The organism is Psychrobacter sp. UBA3068, from assembly GCF_002366815.1.
GTDB classification, from domain to species: Bacteria; Pseudomonadota; Gammaproteobacteria; order Pseudomonadales; family Moraxellaceae; genus Psychrobacter; species Psychrobacter namhaensis.
In genome coordinates this window covers 1-14,548 of record NZ_DFBY01000047.1, presented here as the reverse complement: position 1 = coordinate 14,548, position 14,548 = coordinate 1, and the positions used below count along the sequence as shown (strand labels likewise).

General features: G+C 43.9%; 11 protein-coding genes and 3 tRNA genes. 3 read left to right on the top strand and 11 right to left on the bottom strand.

The annotated features are described in order from the left end of the window. Position 1 precedes the first annotated feature (1 nt). The 4 genes from B2P60_RS10925 to B2P60_RS10910 all read right to left on the bottom strand — a co-directional run bounded on the left by B2P60_RS10925 (position 2) and on the right by B2P60_RS10910 (position 5,113). The gene (locus B2P60_RS10925) at positions 2 to 1,474 is read right to left on the bottom strand and encodes an SAM-dependent methyltransferase (protein WP_286741332.1); all 1,473 of its coding nucleotides are present in this window, start codon (positions 1,472 to 1,474) and stop codon (positions 2 to 4) included. Positions 1,475 to 1,546: 72 nt separating this feature from the next. Then, positions 1,547 to 2,545: a DUF1365 domain-containing protein gene (locus B2P60_RS10920; RefSeq protein WP_286741330.1), complete on the bottom strand. Its 999-nt coding sequence runs from the start codon at positions 2,543 to 2,545 to the stop codon at positions 1,547 to 1,549. A gap of 41 nt (positions 2,546 to 2,586) precedes the next feature. Next, positions 2,587 to 4,311 (bottom strand): NAD(P)/FAD-dependent oxidoreductase, encoded by a 1,725-nt coding sequence (locus B2P60_RS10915; RefSeq protein WP_286741328.1) that lies wholly within the window; start codon positions 4,309 to 4,311, stop codon positions 2,587 to 2,589. Positions 4,312 to 4,375: 64 nt separating this feature from the next. Continuing rightward, the gene (locus tag B2P60_RS10910) at positions 4,376 to 5,113 is read right to left on the bottom strand and encodes an SDR family NAD(P)-dependent oxidoreductase (RefSeq protein WP_198334314.1); all 738 of its coding nucleotides are present in this window, start codon (positions 5,111 to 5,113) and stop codon (positions 4,376 to 4,378) included. A gap of 624 nt (positions 5,114 to 5,737) precedes the next feature. Here B2P60_RS10910 and B2P60_RS10905 point away from each other — a divergent pair. Both B2P60_RS10905 and B2P60_RS10900 read left to right on the top strand, forming a co-directional pair. Then, positions 5,738 to 6,940, top strand: a complete 1,203-nt coding sequence (locus B2P60_RS10905; protein WP_286741325.1) for a pyridoxal phosphate-dependent aminotransferase — start codon at positions 5,738 to 5,740, stop codon at positions 6,938 to 6,940. A gap of 260 nt (positions 6,941 to 7,200) precedes the next feature. After that, positions 7,201 to 7,276 (top strand) — tRNA-Asn (locus tag B2P60_RS10900). 129 nt (positions 7,277 to 7,405) lie between these two features. Here B2P60_RS10900 and B2P60_RS10895 read toward each other — a convergent pair. The 6 genes from B2P60_RS10895 to msrB all read right to left on the bottom strand — a co-directional run bounded on the left by B2P60_RS10895 (position 7,406) and on the right by msrB (position 10,236). Beyond that, the gene (locus B2P60_RS10895; protein ID WP_226949494.1) at positions 7,406 to 7,873 is read right to left on the bottom strand and encodes a DUF305 domain-containing protein; all 468 of its coding nucleotides are present in this window, start codon (positions 7,871 to 7,873) and stop codon (positions 7,406 to 7,408) included. A gap of 71 nt (positions 7,874 to 7,944) precedes the next feature. Then, positions 7,945 to 8,556, bottom strand: coding sequence for a DUF411 domain-containing protein (locus B2P60_RS10890; protein ID WP_286741323.1), 612 nt, complete (start codon positions 8,554 to 8,556; stop codon positions 7,945 to 7,947). Positions 8,557 to 8,764: 208 nt separating this feature from the next. Next, positions 8,765 to 8,841, bottom strand: a tRNA-Asp gene (locus B2P60_RS10885). A 38-nt stretch (positions 8,842 to 8,879) separates the two neighbouring features. Continuing rightward, positions 8,880 to 8,955: transfer RNA gene (locus B2P60_RS10880), tRNA-Val, on the bottom strand. 224 nt (positions 8,956 to 9,179) lie between these two features. Beyond that, positions 9,180 to 9,665 (bottom strand): glutathione peroxidase, encoded by a 486-nt coding sequence (locus tag B2P60_RS10875; protein ID WP_198334311.1) that lies wholly within the window; start codon positions 9,663 to 9,665, stop codon positions 9,180 to 9,182. 145 nt (positions 9,666 to 9,810) lie between these two features. Beyond that, positions 9,811 to 10,236 (bottom strand): peptide-methionine (R)-S-oxide reductase MsrB, encoded by a 426-nt coding sequence (gene msrB / locus B2P60_RS10870; protein WP_198334310.1) that lies wholly within the window; start codon positions 10,234 to 10,236, stop codon positions 9,811 to 9,813. 395 nt (positions 10,237 to 10,631) lie between these two features. Between msrB and B2P60_RS10865 the strand changes: the two genes are divergently transcribed. Further along, the gene (locus B2P60_RS10865; RefSeq protein ID WP_198334309.1) at positions 10,632 to 12,200 is read left to right on the top strand and encodes an aminotransferase class I/II-fold pyridoxal phosphate-dependent enzyme; all 1,569 of its coding nucleotides are present in this window, start codon (positions 10,632 to 10,634) and stop codon (positions 12,198 to 12,200) included. A gap of 97 nt (positions 12,201 to 12,297) precedes the next feature. Here B2P60_RS10865 and B2P60_RS10860 read toward each other — a convergent pair whose 3' ends face one another. After that, on the bottom strand, positions 12,298 to 13,905 hold the full coding sequence (locus B2P60_RS10860; RefSeq protein WP_193006544.1) for an inorganic phosphate transporter: 1,608 nt from the start codon (positions 13,903 to 13,905) through the stop codon (positions 12,298 to 12,300). Positions 13,906 to 14,548: the final 643 nt, after the last annotated feature.

Here is a 14,548-nt window from a genome sequence, read left to right as displayed (position 1 = left end):
CTTATAAAGGTAGCGCATGTTGGTTGAACGCATCTTGGTCATTATCGTTCATAAGTTGATCCATAAGGCGACAGCTTTGCTCCTCACTCACCCTGTCATCGAAAGACCCATCAGAGAAGTGCATCGTGTCAATGTTGTTAGGCTTCACTGCAGTCACTTGTACCACGCCAATGGTCCGTTCTAAAAAGCCCCCTTCACAGTAGCAAAAGTAAAAGTTCCATAAACGAATAAAGGCGTCATCATAACCAAGCGCTTCGATTTCTGTACGCTGCGCCATAAATGCGGTACGCCAATCCCTCAGCGTGTGCGCATAGTCAAAGCCATAATCGTGTAGCTGTTTGATGACCATGTCGGTCTGCTCAGTAAACTGCGTGTTTAGCTCTTGGTTGGATAACAGACAGCCACCAGGAAAAATATGTGTCTGAATAAAATCGACCGATTTTATGTAGTCTTGGTAATTTTGGTCATTGAAGGTAATCGCTTGCAATACCATTAGTCCCGTGGGTTTGAGCAAGCTATTGCACTTGGCAAAGAAAGTCGGTAAATATTCATGCCCGACCGCTTCAATCATCTCAATACTGACCAGTTTGTCGTACTGCCCTGTCAGCTCACGATAGTCTTGCTTAAGTAGTGTGATTTTATCAGACAGTCCAGCGGCTTTGACTCGGCGCTTCGCCTCACAATACTGCGCATCAGAGATGGTCGTTGTTGTTATGTGACAACCATAATGCTGGGCGGCATAAATAGCAAAACCACCCCAACCCGTCCCAATTTCGATAACGTGATCATCAGGGGTAAGTTGTAGACGCTGACATATAAGCGCCAATTTGTACTGCTGCGCATCGCTAAGTGTCATCTCAGGCGTACGATACACGGCCGCAGAATACATCATCGTATCGTCTAAAAAGCGCTGATACATATCATTACCCAAGTCATAATGCGCTAGGATATTGGATTTGGCGCCAGATTTATCATTACTACGCAGTTGATGCTTCGCTTTCTCAAATGCTTTACTCACGCCAGCAAATCGACTCTCTAGTTTATTGAGTACTGCCAAGTTACGCGCTGCCAAGCGAATCAATCCCGTTAAATCATCCGTATCCCATTCGCCATTAATATAGCTGTCTGCCAGCGCTATAGAGCCACCCAGTAACAGTTGCCGATACACAGCGCTGTCATGAATCATCAAGGTGACGTGTAATGGATGACGACCAACCGCTGAGGTGCTAGCAACGCTAGATGACACACTACCAAAGCGGCTTGTAGTAGGTGCCTGTTCACCAAATGCTTCGATTAAGGTAAGGCTGCCGAACTGAATGTGCTTTAGGGCTCGAAATATGAGTTTTCTTGCCAATTGATTTATTCCCTCATTCATGGGTCGCAAAACAGCGCTCTCGTTGGCTATTTTGTTCAGCCGTACGGACAGTTTCTCTAATGCTGAGCTGGGTGCGCGGTCGGTTGGTCGTGCTGGCATTGTGTGTTCATCCTTGTATAGGCCTTCTGTAGTCACGTGTTTTATTTCTGATACTCTTTGAGCTCTCCATCGTTAAGAGTCAGCTTTTTGAGTGCTTGCTGGGTGCTGTTGGCTATTGACCAGCTTTTCATCATAGTTTACATACGGCACTTTTTTGATCGCATAAAGTTTAAAAGCGTGCCAATAGATACGCGATAAAGACGTTATATTCATGAGGGGGTTTTGTCGCAAGCTTTGACGGACAGAGGCATCAGTCAAAGCTATACCTGACATCTTTACCCCCGTTTTTAACACGTCACCGCGCTCATCACTGATATCAATAGCAATACGAACCTGCAAACCATTGTTCGGCTGCCCTTTTGCCTCGTCTTTTGTCGTACTCTTTATGGTGACCTGCCAACGATAGAGCTGATCGATAGGGTTAAAGGGTGACACATGGAAGTTTTTATCGTGGCAAAACTCAGTACGCTCACCTTCTAACAAAAACCCATAATAATGACGCTTATCCCATGGCGTGTTAGAAACCTCAGCCAACAAATGGGTGGGTACCTGCTGCTTATCAAAACCCAAATAAAAATTGACTGGGCTAAAATAGAGGCCAGCATTGCGACAAACCACAAGTCCGACCGTCTCGCCTAACGGCGCACTGCCCATTTGAGCGATAAATACTTGTTGTAAACGATACTTAAGTGCTTGAACCTGATCCAACTGGTTATTGATATCAGCATTGTTATTGTTACTTAGGCTATTTATTCCCTGCAAATAGTCATCAGGACAAAACTGCTGCAAAGCCTTTTTCTTTGCTGAAAATAACGACCATTGTATTGCTAATAGTCTCTTTGGCAGAATTGAGGTTAACCTTAATTTTTTCAGGATTTTACTTTCACCAATGGCTGCCGTACTGATGTCAGGGAGCGCCTGTCCTGCCGCTAAGGCGCTAATATTGATCCCCCAATAACGATAAGGGTAACTAAACTTATGTACGCTTGGCAGCAGCCTGCTGTGCCATGTTGTGCCGTGGAACAACTGATGGGGCACGGAGGTGTTAGACGAGTGGACTTTACTAGACATAACGCTCTCTTCGATAGTATTGCTTGATTTTAACCCCAAAATTACCGCCCTTTACGACGGCCAAATAACCCTCGGCTTCTCGTTTGAACGCTATCAATGGTCGCAGACTGTAAATGCGCCACATACTCAATCAGCTCTTGATTGGTAGTCGCCGTCGTGACCTGACGTTTATGAAGTTTGCGTGGCTTTGTATCTGCTTTCACGGGTAAGTCCTTATAGCGAAATGGCGTATGGGCGCTATCGGCATCCGGCAGATGAGATGGATCGGCTTCAACTTTTATATCAATATCAAGACCGAGCGCCTGACAGACACGTAATCCACTGCGTACGCCATCTTCATGAAAGCCATTGAACCAGTATGCACCGCAAAAATGCGTATGCAAACCATTGCCAGAGATACTTGACCATTTGGTTTGAGCCTCAATCATCGCTAGATCAAACACTGGATGACTATAGTCGATACGCTTGACTACCTGACTCTCATCAATCTGGTGATTCAAAGTGACCAAATAATTATGCTTTTTGGTCAGGCGCTGCAAGATATTCATATGATAGGTCAGTACGGGCTTACTCGATATTTGCACGTTTCCGGCGATATTAGAAGCTTGCCTCTCTTCTGTCACGTGGCCTGACAATTTTTCCTCGATTAAATAGTTCCAACTTGCCCATGCTAGTGGTTTTTTGGGTAGGACACTGGTATCTGTGTGCAGTACCGCGGTATTTTTGGTAAAGCGGAAGTGACTTAATACTTTAGATTCATCCGTACTGGCATCTTTTAAAATATTGAGGGCGGTGTCTGCATGACAAGCAAAGATGACTTCATCGAACACAAAGTTTTCGCTACGATTATCAACATTACCTTTACTTTGCACCGTCAAAATCACTTGTTCGCCATCACGTACTACAGATTGTACTAGGCTATTGACTCGCACCTTGCCACCCGCTTTGATAAAACGTGGAATCAGTTTATTGACATATTGCTTTGAGCCGCCTTTGATCGTAAACCACTGCGGCCGATTGACCACATCAAGCAAACCATGGTTGTCAAAGAACTGCGCAAAAAACACCAGTGGAAAATCTTGGACTTCATCCAGACTGGTTGACCAAATAGCCGAGACCATGGGCAGTAGATAGTTATCCGTAAACAGATGACCATAGCGTTTTTTTACCAGATAACTACCGAGAGTTTGTTCAGTGAAACGACTCCCCTCTTGCCCGTGCGCGCGAGCAGCTTCATAAGCTTGACGCAGCTGCTTGATGTGTTTATTGAACTGTAAGACTTCTTTTATAAACTGCCAAAATTTTGGATTCAGTACATTCTTTCGCTGCGACAATAAAGTGTTGAGTGTATGACCGTTATATTCAAAGGCACGCACCGTATTCTTTACCGAAAAGCTCATATCCGTTGCCTGAAACGGCACTTGTAACTCATGAAGCAAACGAAAGAAATTGGGATACGTACGCTCATTAAAAACAATAAATCCTGTATCTATCGCACTGCTCTCTACTTTGCTGCTCTTTGCTTTTTTGCCATCTTGTAGCGCGACATCGATGGTGTTGACATGCCCGCCGATATAATCATTGGCTTCAAACACCGTAATATCATGCTGCGCCACAAGATAATGGGCGCAAGTCAGTCCTGAGACACCTGAGCCGATAATAGCAACACGCTTTTCCGTTTCGATATCATCACAATTTTCAGCAGTATGCGTATGTTTTTGCGCGGTCTTTTGATTATTTGCACGCTTGAAACGAATAAACGGCATAAAGTGTCCTTCCTATATGGGTAGCTATGTCTTGGTGAGTCGTCCTTTAAATTACTGTAGAGCCTCACTTTTTATTGAGCTTTTCACTAACTTGCTGCCAGACCAAGTCCGGCAACGTACCCAATGCCTTTAACGGTAAAGTCAGTTTTTTCGGAAACTCAATAACCTCATGGCCACTCTCGATACCATCGCGTATGGCTTGGCTTGCCTGCTCTGGAGTCTGAATAAACGGCATAGGAAAGTCATTTTGTTTGGTCATAGGGGTTTCGACAAAACCCGGCACCACTAAGCTGACCGCCACATCGTACGGAGCGAGACTAATCTGCAGGGTTTTCATCAAGTAATGGATGGCGGCCTTTGAACTGCCATACGCTTCAGCCCGCGCAAAAGGCACATAAGCAGATGCGGACCCAATGCCAACCAAGCGGCCTTTTGAGGCAATCAGCTTTGGCAACACGCCCTCAACGGCATGTGATAATGTGCCCATATTCACTGACATGACTCTCATAAACGCCGCACTGTCAAAATTTGGCATGTCCAAATACTCACACATACCCGCCCCACAAATCGCCAAATCTACCTCACTGATTTTGTCAAAAGCTGCGAGCACTTTCTCTCGATTCATTAAATCTAAATCGATGGTGTCTGCCCCTAGCGACTTCAGTTCAGCCAACGCCTCATCGTCACGGCCAACGGCATACACGTGATGGTTTTCTAAGAGATAGTCTTTTGTTAACTGCTTACCAATGCCCGAGGTCGCTCCAGTAATAAGGATATGCAGTTTTTTAGAAGAGTCTGTCATGATCAACCTCCTTTTGGTCACACTTATAGGAAAAATCACCGTTTACCCAAGCTTTAATGACTCGTGCTTCTACTTAGAATATCAGGTTAATTTTTATTAAAATAAATTCCGTTTTATGTAATATATCTAAATAATAATAGCGTAAAATAACCATTTTATTGTTGTGGTTTCGCAATCACTTCGCCCCTCATCCTATTAAATCTGTCCGTCATCACGCTGGCAAACCTGCTAAGAAATTCGTCATTTTCTGTTACGACCCCTATAAGACAGTACAATAACCACATGCTACAATGCCAAGATCAAAAGTGCGTAGAGGTCTGAATGCTCACTGATTATTGAGCGTTAACTACCATCACAATACGTCCCTTTTAAAACGTCCCTTTTAAAAAGAAAAATAGGGCGGTTGGGGGGAATATGTCGACGCCTATTCTGCAATAGTACAATAAGCGAGAACACCTCACCTCAACCAAACACTTTTTTGCGTCACGATACTACCTTGAACGGATAACTGCTTAAAAAGACAAGGCGTGAAGCTGTCTGGCGTCATGTTTTAATAACCCTTAACAGTTTATATAATCAATAACACGTCTTCACTAACCCACTCCAATGTAAAAAGGATCTCTCATGAGCGAGTTGCAACTGTCTGACCGCGTCAACAACATCAAACCATCACCTACGCTAGCGATTACCAATAAAGCCAAAGAGCTCAAAGCAGCGGGTAAAGATATTATCGGTTTGGGCGCTGGTGAACCTGATTTTGATACCCCTGAACACATCAAAAAAGCAGCCATCGATGCGATCAATGACGGCTTTACTAAATATACTGCTGTCGATGGTACGCCAGAGCTAAAGACCGCCATCATAGAGAAATTCAAGCGCGACAACGACATCAGCTATGAGCCAAACGAAATCCTAGTATCGGTCGGTGGTAAGCAGTCGTTCTTTAACCTTGCCCAAGCCTTTATCAACCCAGGCGACGAAGTCATCATCCCAGCGCCATACTGGGTCAGCTATCCTGACATGGTCATCATCGCAGAAGGCGTGCCAGTCATCGTTAAATGCCCGGCTGAGCAAAACTTTAAGATTACCGCTGAGCAATTAGAAGCCGCCATTACTAACAAGACCAAACTTTTGGTATTGAATAGCCCCTCTAACCCAACGGGTATGATTTATACGTTAGATGAGCTAAAAGCCATCGCTGAAGTACTGAAAAAGCATCCACAAGTCTATGTAGCCTCAGACGACATGTACGAACATATCCGCTGGACGGGTGATAAGTTCTACAATATCTTAAATGCAGCACCTGAGCTAAAAGACCGTGCGATCATTCTAAATGGTGTGTCTAAAGCGTATGCAATGACAGGCTGGCGTATCGGTTATGCTGGCGGCCCTGCTAAGCTAATCGGTGCCATGAAAAAGGTACAATCACAATCCACCTCATGCCCAACCTCGATTAGCCAAGTGGCAGCAGAAGCAGCAATCAGCGGTGACCAAAGTGTCCTCACACCGATGGTAGCCGCATTTGAGCAGCGCTGTGACTTAGTGGTGAATGGCCTAAACGCCATCAAAGGCATCACTTGTCTGCGTCCTGATGGCGCGTTTTACGTGTACCCAGAAATCAAACCTCTGATCAAAGCCGCTGGTCTCTCATCATGTACGGAGTTTTCAGAATGGTTATTAGACAAAGTCGGGGTAGCCGTTGTCCCTGGTGATGCATTTGGCCTTGGCGGTTACATGCGTATCTCTTACGCAACCGATGAAGCCACCTTAAAAGACGCCTTATCACGTATCGAAAAAGCAGTGGCTGACTTAGACGTTGCCGAATAAGTCATAAAGGACACTTAGTCTTATAAGTTTTTTTATAGAAAAAGACACCCTATATATTCTATAAGGTGTCTTTTTTTGTAGACGTTTTAGCCATTTTTTAGTAAAAATCTGCTATCTCATCATTAAAATGACAATTTTTACTAAATATGCAAAAAAACGCTTGACGTATTTTTTATCTTTGCTAGAATACGCCCCACTTAGCAAGAACTCATTAGAGACTTCTAAGGCTCGTTGTAGGAAATTAAAGTCTTACAGCCTATTCTCCAATAGCTCAGTTGGTAGAGCAACGGACTGTTAATCCGTGTGTCCCTGGTTCGAGCCCAGGTTGGAGAGCCACATTTTAGTAGTAAATTTCTTGAGTCATCTTTGATTCAATTATGGCATTTGCCAAAACCCTCATCACTTTGATGGGGGTTTTTTTATGGGTGGTGTGTTGTGACAAATCTCTTATTCCTGACACGTCATCTATTTTAAATCTTCAATAAGTGCCTGCATCTCGCTTATTTCACGTTTTTGTGTTTCGATGATTTGATCAGCGAGCTGTCTTACTCTAGGATCTTCTATATCCGCTCTCTCACTGGTTAAAATAGCAATCGAGTGATGGGGAATCATGGCTTGCATCCAATCGACCTGATCAACGGTTTGCTGTGATCTAACGCCCCAAATACCTACCGCAAACAGTACGATACTCAACCCATAAATCATTAAATTAATCTTGGTTTTCTTATACATGTTGGCCATAAACGCCAGCATAACCACTGCCATACCCGCCCCCATGTATAGCGCCATGTAAACTCGAGTCTCACTGAAATACACATGATCCCATTCATAAGTGTTGAAATACATCATGATATACATCAGCACAGTAGACGTAAGAATCATGAGGGTAAATTTCACATAAGGGTTCATCTGGTTTTTCTCGTCATGATTCATCGGTCAGTCTCCATCAATGTTACCAATTTATTGAAGTTTCAATTAAGTGTTTTTGGTTTGAAGACATCAGCTTATAACTGCTGCTCTGCCGACTCCACTTCAACATATACTTGCTTTGTACCATCTTTGTTTATTTGCATGATCTGATACGGTGCAAACTGACCCTGATACTCCATACCCGGACTACCGACAGGCATCCCCGGTACAGCCAGTCCAATGGCTTGCGCCGGTGGATTCTGCAAAAATTCAGCGACGTACTTCGCTGGAACGTGACCTTCAAAGACATAGCCATCAGTGGTGATAGCGGTGTGACAAGAGCGTGTCTCAGCAGGCACGCCATAACGATCTTTAATCAGTAATAGATCTGCTGGATGCTCGACAGTCGAGTGTAAGCCATACGACTGTGTGTGCTCTATCCACTCTTTGCAACAACCGCAATTGGCATCTTTGTAAATGGTTGCTGACACATTTTTGAGCAGGTCTGTGTTGTCTGCTGGATTTTCTACAACCACTTGCGCCACTTGGGTAGTCTCTGCCTCAACAGGGCTGCCATTAGAATTATCGATGTCAGACTGCCCACAAGCTGATAACACAGCAGCTACTAAAAAAACAGCCGACCCTTGAATAAACGTAGGTAAATAGCGATAAGACTTCCTATTAGACATAGTAGTAAAAATAGTCATAGACACTTCTCATTTCATTGAATGGGGAATACAGCCTTAGAAAAAGTACGTGGAGATAAGCTCCTTTCTAGCTCAAAAGCAGCCTAAAAACAATAAATAATTATAAATCAAACACTTAATAAAATCTACAGACACAAAAAAACCTCAAACAATCTAATGTTTGAGGCGAAACTTGCTTAAACTTAATAGTCTAAATTCGTTTTAAATATGGCGCAGCGGACGGGACTCGAACCCGCGACCCCCGGCGTGACAGGCCGGTATTCTAACCAACTGAACTACCGCTGCTTAGGTCGTCTTAGCTTATTTATCCACTCGCTAAGAAGTGGTGGGTGATGACGGATTCGAACCGCCGACATTCTGCGTGTAAGGCAGACGCTCTACCAACTGAGCTAATCACCCTTCGAACAATTGCTATGCAATTTATTCAACATCAACTGAGCCCTAAGTTTGTCACTAAGCTCCGTTGCTGTGGGTGTGTATTATATAGATTTACAGTTGGCTGTCAAACGCTATTTTCCAGTTTTTGCGATATTTTACGCATTTTTATGAAAAATTCTAGCAAGCATATGTTTTTATTGATTTTATATTTTTATAAAAAACCCATATTTTTTTAGGTTCAATACTTATTTATTGGTGAGTGCTTGCTCGATATCGTTTTTGATCGCGTCTGGCTTGGTGGTTGGGGCATAACGTTCGATAACTTGCCCATCGTTACCAATCAAAAACTTGGTAAAATTCCATTTAATACCATCGGTGAGCACACCGCCCTTTTGACTTTTAAGCCACTTAAAAAGTGGATGCGCCTCATCGCCATTGACATCGACCTTTGCCATCATTGGGAAGCTGACACCGTAGTTCTTTTGACAAAACGCGCCAATCTCATCATTACTACCGGGATCTTGGTTACCGAACTGATTACAAGGAAAGCCGATGATGACCAACCCTTGCTCTTTATACTGTTGATACAGCGCTTCTAGTCCTTCGAATTGCGGCGTAAATCCACATTTGCTCGCGGTATTGACGATGAGTAACACCTGACCTTGATAGTCAGAAAACGCTTGTGAGGTGCCATCCATGCGCTCAGCAGTAAATTCATAAATAGGGCTCATCATTTATCCTTAAATTGACTGATTTGTTGGGGGTGTCTATTAAGCATTTATACCTCATTCACCGTATAAATAATACTAAAAAGGAAGCCTCACGCGCTTCCCTTTTATCCCTCTAACATTATGTCACTGACTGCAAGAGTCGATACTACTTCTCAGACTTATCCAAATCAATAGAAACAGAGTTGATGCAATAACGCATCCCTGTGGTCTCACGCGGTCCATCAGGGAAAACGTGACCCAAATGGGCACCGCAGTTGCTACACGTTACTTCTGTACGAGTCATACCTAGCGAGTTATCGACATGCTCTTCAATCGCGTTGTTATCGATGCCTTGATCGAAACTTGGCCAACCGCAGCTGGCATCAAATTTACTAGATGAGTCGAACAAACTGGCCCCGCAGCCTTTACAGCGGTAAATACCATCATCAGTCGCATCGTTATAGACACCTGTAAACGGACGTTCTGTGCCTTTTTCGCGCATCACATGATACTCATCAGCGCTCAGACGCTCTTTCCAGTCAGCTTCGGTTAACTGGCTGATTTCTTCTTTGCTTAGTTGATTGTCTTGCATAATGTATCCTTATTCGAGTATTTATGATCTCATCTCTGTAACCGTTTTATCGTCATTTTATTATAAGAACGATGCTGTATATCTGCTGGTTATCGACTCACTATTCAAGTCACATGCACAAAGAGTGCTGCCAATATTGTTTGGTTTCCCTATTTTAAGCGAGATTGGCTACGTTAAGCTTGTGTTTTTATCAGTATCTCGTGACAGAGACAGTAATGAACTAATTATAAATGCAAGTTATACTTGCATTTCGTGAGTAATTTTGAATGAATAACGCCTTGCAATCGCCTTCATTATGCAATAATATCTTGCATTGGTGTTCAAATAAAACGATGCACATTTTGTACTTTAGCTTATCTATTACAAACTCACTGATTATAAAGGCTTAGATCGCTATGTCTGATGACAATAGTAACAGTACGCAAGCGGAACGACTGGTGCGGTTGCGCCGTGAAAAAGGACTCACGGCTGAGCAATTAGCCCAAGCGATGACAGCAGCCGGTGCCAAGGTGAGTCGCGGCGCGATTTCTAATTGGGAGCGTGGCACAAATGGCATTGTGTCCTCTAAGCTACCAACCCTAGCGCGTATCTTGGGCTGTAGCGAAGGATATCTATTACGCGGTGAGCGGCAAAACCAATCTAATGATAAAAACCCGCCTCATTTAAATGTCGCACACACAGCCTCTGATACTCGCAAACATTCACAAAACAACCCTATGAGTGGTCACTCTATGAGTACAATAAAAAAGTCCGATAAACTACAAAACGTTTGCTATGACATTCGCGGCCCTCTATTACAGACCGCTAATAGAATGGAGGCAGAAGGTAAACGTATATTAAAACTTAACGTCGGTAACCCCGCCCCCTTTGGACTAGAAGCGCCTCATGAGATTTTGCGTGATGTGACCATGAATTTGTCTGAAGCCACAGGATATTCTGACTCGCAAGGAATTTTTTCAGCACGTAAGGCGGTATTGCAGTATTACCAATCAAAGGGGTTGTTGTCAGCGGTCGATGTCCGTGATGTTTATTTGGGTAATGGGGTCTCTGAGCTGATTGTGATGACCATGCAGGCTTTGATGAACGATGGTGATGAAGTGTTGATTCCGATGCCAGACTACCCGCTTTGGACAGCAGCGGCCAATCTATCGGGTGGTACAGCGGTGCATTATCGCTGTAATGAAGACGACAACTGGCACCCTGATATCGAAGATATCAAATCTAAAATCACCGATAAAACCAAGGGGATTGTGGTCATTAATCCCAATAATCCAACGGGTGCCCTTTATAGCGATGACGTACTCCGACAGATTATTGAAGTCGCTAAAGAGCATGACTTAATCATCATGGCCGATGAGATTTACGATCGCATTCTTTATGATGATATGGCCCACACGCCAATGAGTACCTTAACCGACGATGTGCTTGTCCTCTCCTACAATGGTTTGTCAAAATCGCACCGTATCGCTGGGTTTCGCGCGGGCTGGATGATGGTATCAGGTCGCAAGCAACACGCGGCTGACTTTATTGAGGGCTTAGATATGCTGGCCTCTATGCGTCTGTGTTCCAACGTCCAAGGTCAATATGCCATCCAAACAGCGATGGGCGGCTACCAAAGTATGAAGGATTTAACGTCTCAAAAAGGTCGCCTGTATAAGCAGCGCGAAATGGCAGTATCACGACTTAATGCCATCAAAGGTATTTCTTGCACCATGCCGCAAGGCGCGTTTTACTGTTTTCCCAAGATGGACCCTGAGGTTTACCCTATTGAAGACGACATGGACTTTATGATGGATTTGCTGATTGAAGAAAACGTCTTAATGGTACAAGGCACAGGATTTAACTGGGACAAGCCCGATCATTTCCGCTTGGTCTTCTTACCAAACCTTCATGACTTAGAAGATGCAATGGATCGTTTAGACCGCTTCTTTGCCAAAAAACGCCAACAATTTGGTACCGATTAAACGTACAACTAACATAAAAAAACGCTTATCGGTATGATGCCAATAAGCGTTTTTTCTGGTATTCAGTTAGCCCGTAAATCTATGGGATGCTGCATTTTTAAAAGATCTGCTTGAGTACGACATAACTGATTGCAGACATGGTAGCGGCTGCAGGAAGCGTAATCACCCAAGCTAAGCCGATTGGCTTCATTAGTGCCCAGTTGGTATCTCTATTAACAATACCGATGCCAAGTACTGCACCAACTAATGTGTGAGTACTCGACACTGGCAGACCCATCGTCGACGCTCCCATAACGACAGCAGCAGCAGCCAGTTCAGCTGAGAAGCCGGAAGCTGGGTGCATCTTCGCTAGATTGGTACCCACCGTCTGAATCACTTCTTTACCGATGAACCAAAGACCGACGATCAGTGCCACACCAAAGGTCAACATGACAGCGGGAGGAACGGCAGCTTGTGAAGCGATCTCATTGGTACGAATAACGTCCATAATGGCTGCAAAAGGACCAACGGCATTGGCAATGTCATTCGACCCATGACTAAACGCAAAGGCTGAGGCGGTAAAGACCTGCATCCAGCTAAACATAATAAAAGTCGCCTTAGTAAGGTCTTCTTTATGTTTACCACGAATAGTCTTGGTGTAGATAAAGGTAGCCAGCCAAACCAGCGCAGCAATCATCCCCATGATCAAAAAACCCTGCAACGTCGTCAGATTGTTATTGACGTTTTTGAGCCCTTTAAATACGACTAGAGAAGTCATGACCGCCCCGCCCAATGCTGCAATGATAGGCACCCATTGCTTCAGGGCTTTTAGGGTATCAAGGTTAGTGCGCTCGTTCTCGATTTCATAAAGCTTTTTATAATAGTCAGTTTCTAGGTCTTCAACGACGCAGTCATCGTCTTTATAAATCTCTTGATCGCGTAACATGGCGGACGTATAGGCCAGTTGTTCTGACTCTGTCAACCCATCCAAAAACTCTTTATGATTTTGTTTTAAGACTTTTTTATTGGCTTTTAGCTCACCAATATGCGCCTCTGTTCTATCATTATACTCAATGATGTTTTTCTTAATTTGTCCGTACAGCACATAGGCCAATACACCACCCAATAGTGGCGACAATACCCAAGAAATAGCGATGGTGCCAATGGTGCCCCAATCAACGGTAGAAAACGCTGTAGCGCTCCCGCCCAAATCAAACCCTAGAACGATAGAACTACCAACGACCCCGCCGATAATAGAGTGGGTGGTCGATACCGGCAACCCCTTGCGCGTAGCAAACAGCAGCCAAAACGCGGCCGCAATAAGCGCTGAAAGCATGACATAAATAAACTGATTGGGTGTGACTGACAAACCATCTAAATCAACGATACCTTTACGAATCGTGTCGGTCACCTCACCACCTGCCAATACGGCCCCCGATACCTCAAATATCGCTGCCACTCCTAATGCTTGGGGAATGGTTAATGTGCCTGCACCGACTGACGTACCAAAAGAGTTGGCGACATCGTTACCACCAATATTGAATGCCATAAAGACACCAAAAGCGGTTGCTACAATAAATAGCGTCGTCTGTTGACGCATTGTGTAATCTAGACCCCACCACAAAAAGTAGGCGGTCATCGCAATCAGTAAAATGGCAAAAAATAGATTTACTCTCATAGAGCCGATTGATTTGGTCGACTCTGTAGAACTGCTGCTAATACCCATACGTTGATACGTCCTGCGTAAGCTGATTGAAATTATATGCGGTTGATGACATGGCGTTGCTATTGATACTGCTGATTATGGCATGTGACATTAAGAGGGCGTATAGCAAACGCGCAACGTGCTTTTTAAATAGTGTCTTTTCTCACGACTGTTTTGATGTCCTACCCGTGCGCTCTTAGCTACTCTTTAACATTTGATTTTACTGATAGGCAGCAGATAGCGTAAAAAAACATCATTCAACATGTCACAAAGCCGCAAGTGCTATTGCCAAATCATCTGATTACAGCATCTTGCGGCTTAGATTTTTTATAGTGATAATTTTGGTATTGATAACTGGCACTGTAACAAGCTTTGTTCAAGTTGTTAAGACATGCGTGTTTAACGACAAGCATACTCTGCTTGCTAAGTGGGTTTAGTACTTAGTAGAAGCCAATAACGCGCCTATTATATTAAATATAAACACATAATGCATGATGATATTGCGATATTTGTAACTGCCCGTGTGTGACCCAGATAATACCGTGGCTCCACTCTTCATGATATGCTCATGGAATAGAGTTTTTGCATAGACTCTTGGGACGTTAATTACTCGTTTTTTTTATGAAATTGTATAAATCACTACCCCACTCTCAACTTCGAAAGT

What these genes read in the sequence shown, in the direction of transcription:
- B2P60_RS10925 (WP_286741332.1), bottom strand. Translation starts at nt 1,474, where the DNA reads ATGCCAGCACGACCAACCGACCGCGCACCCAGCTCAGCATTAGAGAAA.
- B2P60_RS10920 (WP_286741330.1), bottom strand. Translation starts at nt 2,545, where the DNA reads ATGTCTAGTAAAGTCCACTCGTCTAACACCTCCGTGCCCCATCAGTTG.
- B2P60_RS10915 (WP_286741328.1), bottom strand. Translation starts at nt 4,311, where the DNA reads ATGCCGTTTATTCGTTTCAAGCGTGCAAATAATCAAAAGACCGCGCAA.
- B2P60_RS10910 (WP_198334314.1), bottom strand. Translation starts at nt 5,113, where the DNA reads ATGACAGACTCTTCTAAAAAACTGCATATCCTTATTACTGGAGCGACC.
- B2P60_RS10905 (WP_286741325.1), top strand. Translation starts at nt 5,738, where the DNA reads ATGAGCGAGTTGCAACTGTCTGACCGCGTCAACAACATCAAACCATCA.
- B2P60_RS10895 (WP_226949494.1), bottom strand. Translation starts at nt 7,873, where the DNA reads ATGAATCATGACGAGAAAAACCAGATGAACCCTTATGTGAAATTTACC.
- B2P60_RS10890 (WP_286741323.1), bottom strand. Translation starts at nt 8,556, where the DNA reads ATGACTATTTTTACTACTATGTCTAATAGGAAGTCTTATCGCTATTTA.
- B2P60_RS10875 (WP_198334311.1), bottom strand. Translation starts at nt 9,665, where the DNA reads ATGAGCCCTATTTATGAATTTACTGCTGAGCGCATGGATGGCACCTCA.
- msrB (WP_198334310.1), bottom strand. Translation starts at nt 10,236, where the DNA reads ATGCAAGACAATCAACTAAGCAAAGAAGAAATCAGCCAGTTAACCGAA.
- B2P60_RS10865 (WP_198334309.1), top strand. Translation starts at nt 10,632, where the DNA reads ATGTCTGATGACAATAGTAACAGTACGCAAGCGGAACGACTGGTGCGG.
- B2P60_RS10860 (WP_193006544.1), bottom strand. Translation starts at nt 13,905, where the DNA reads ATGGGTATTAGCAGCAGTTCTACAGAGTCGACCAAATCAATCGGCTCT.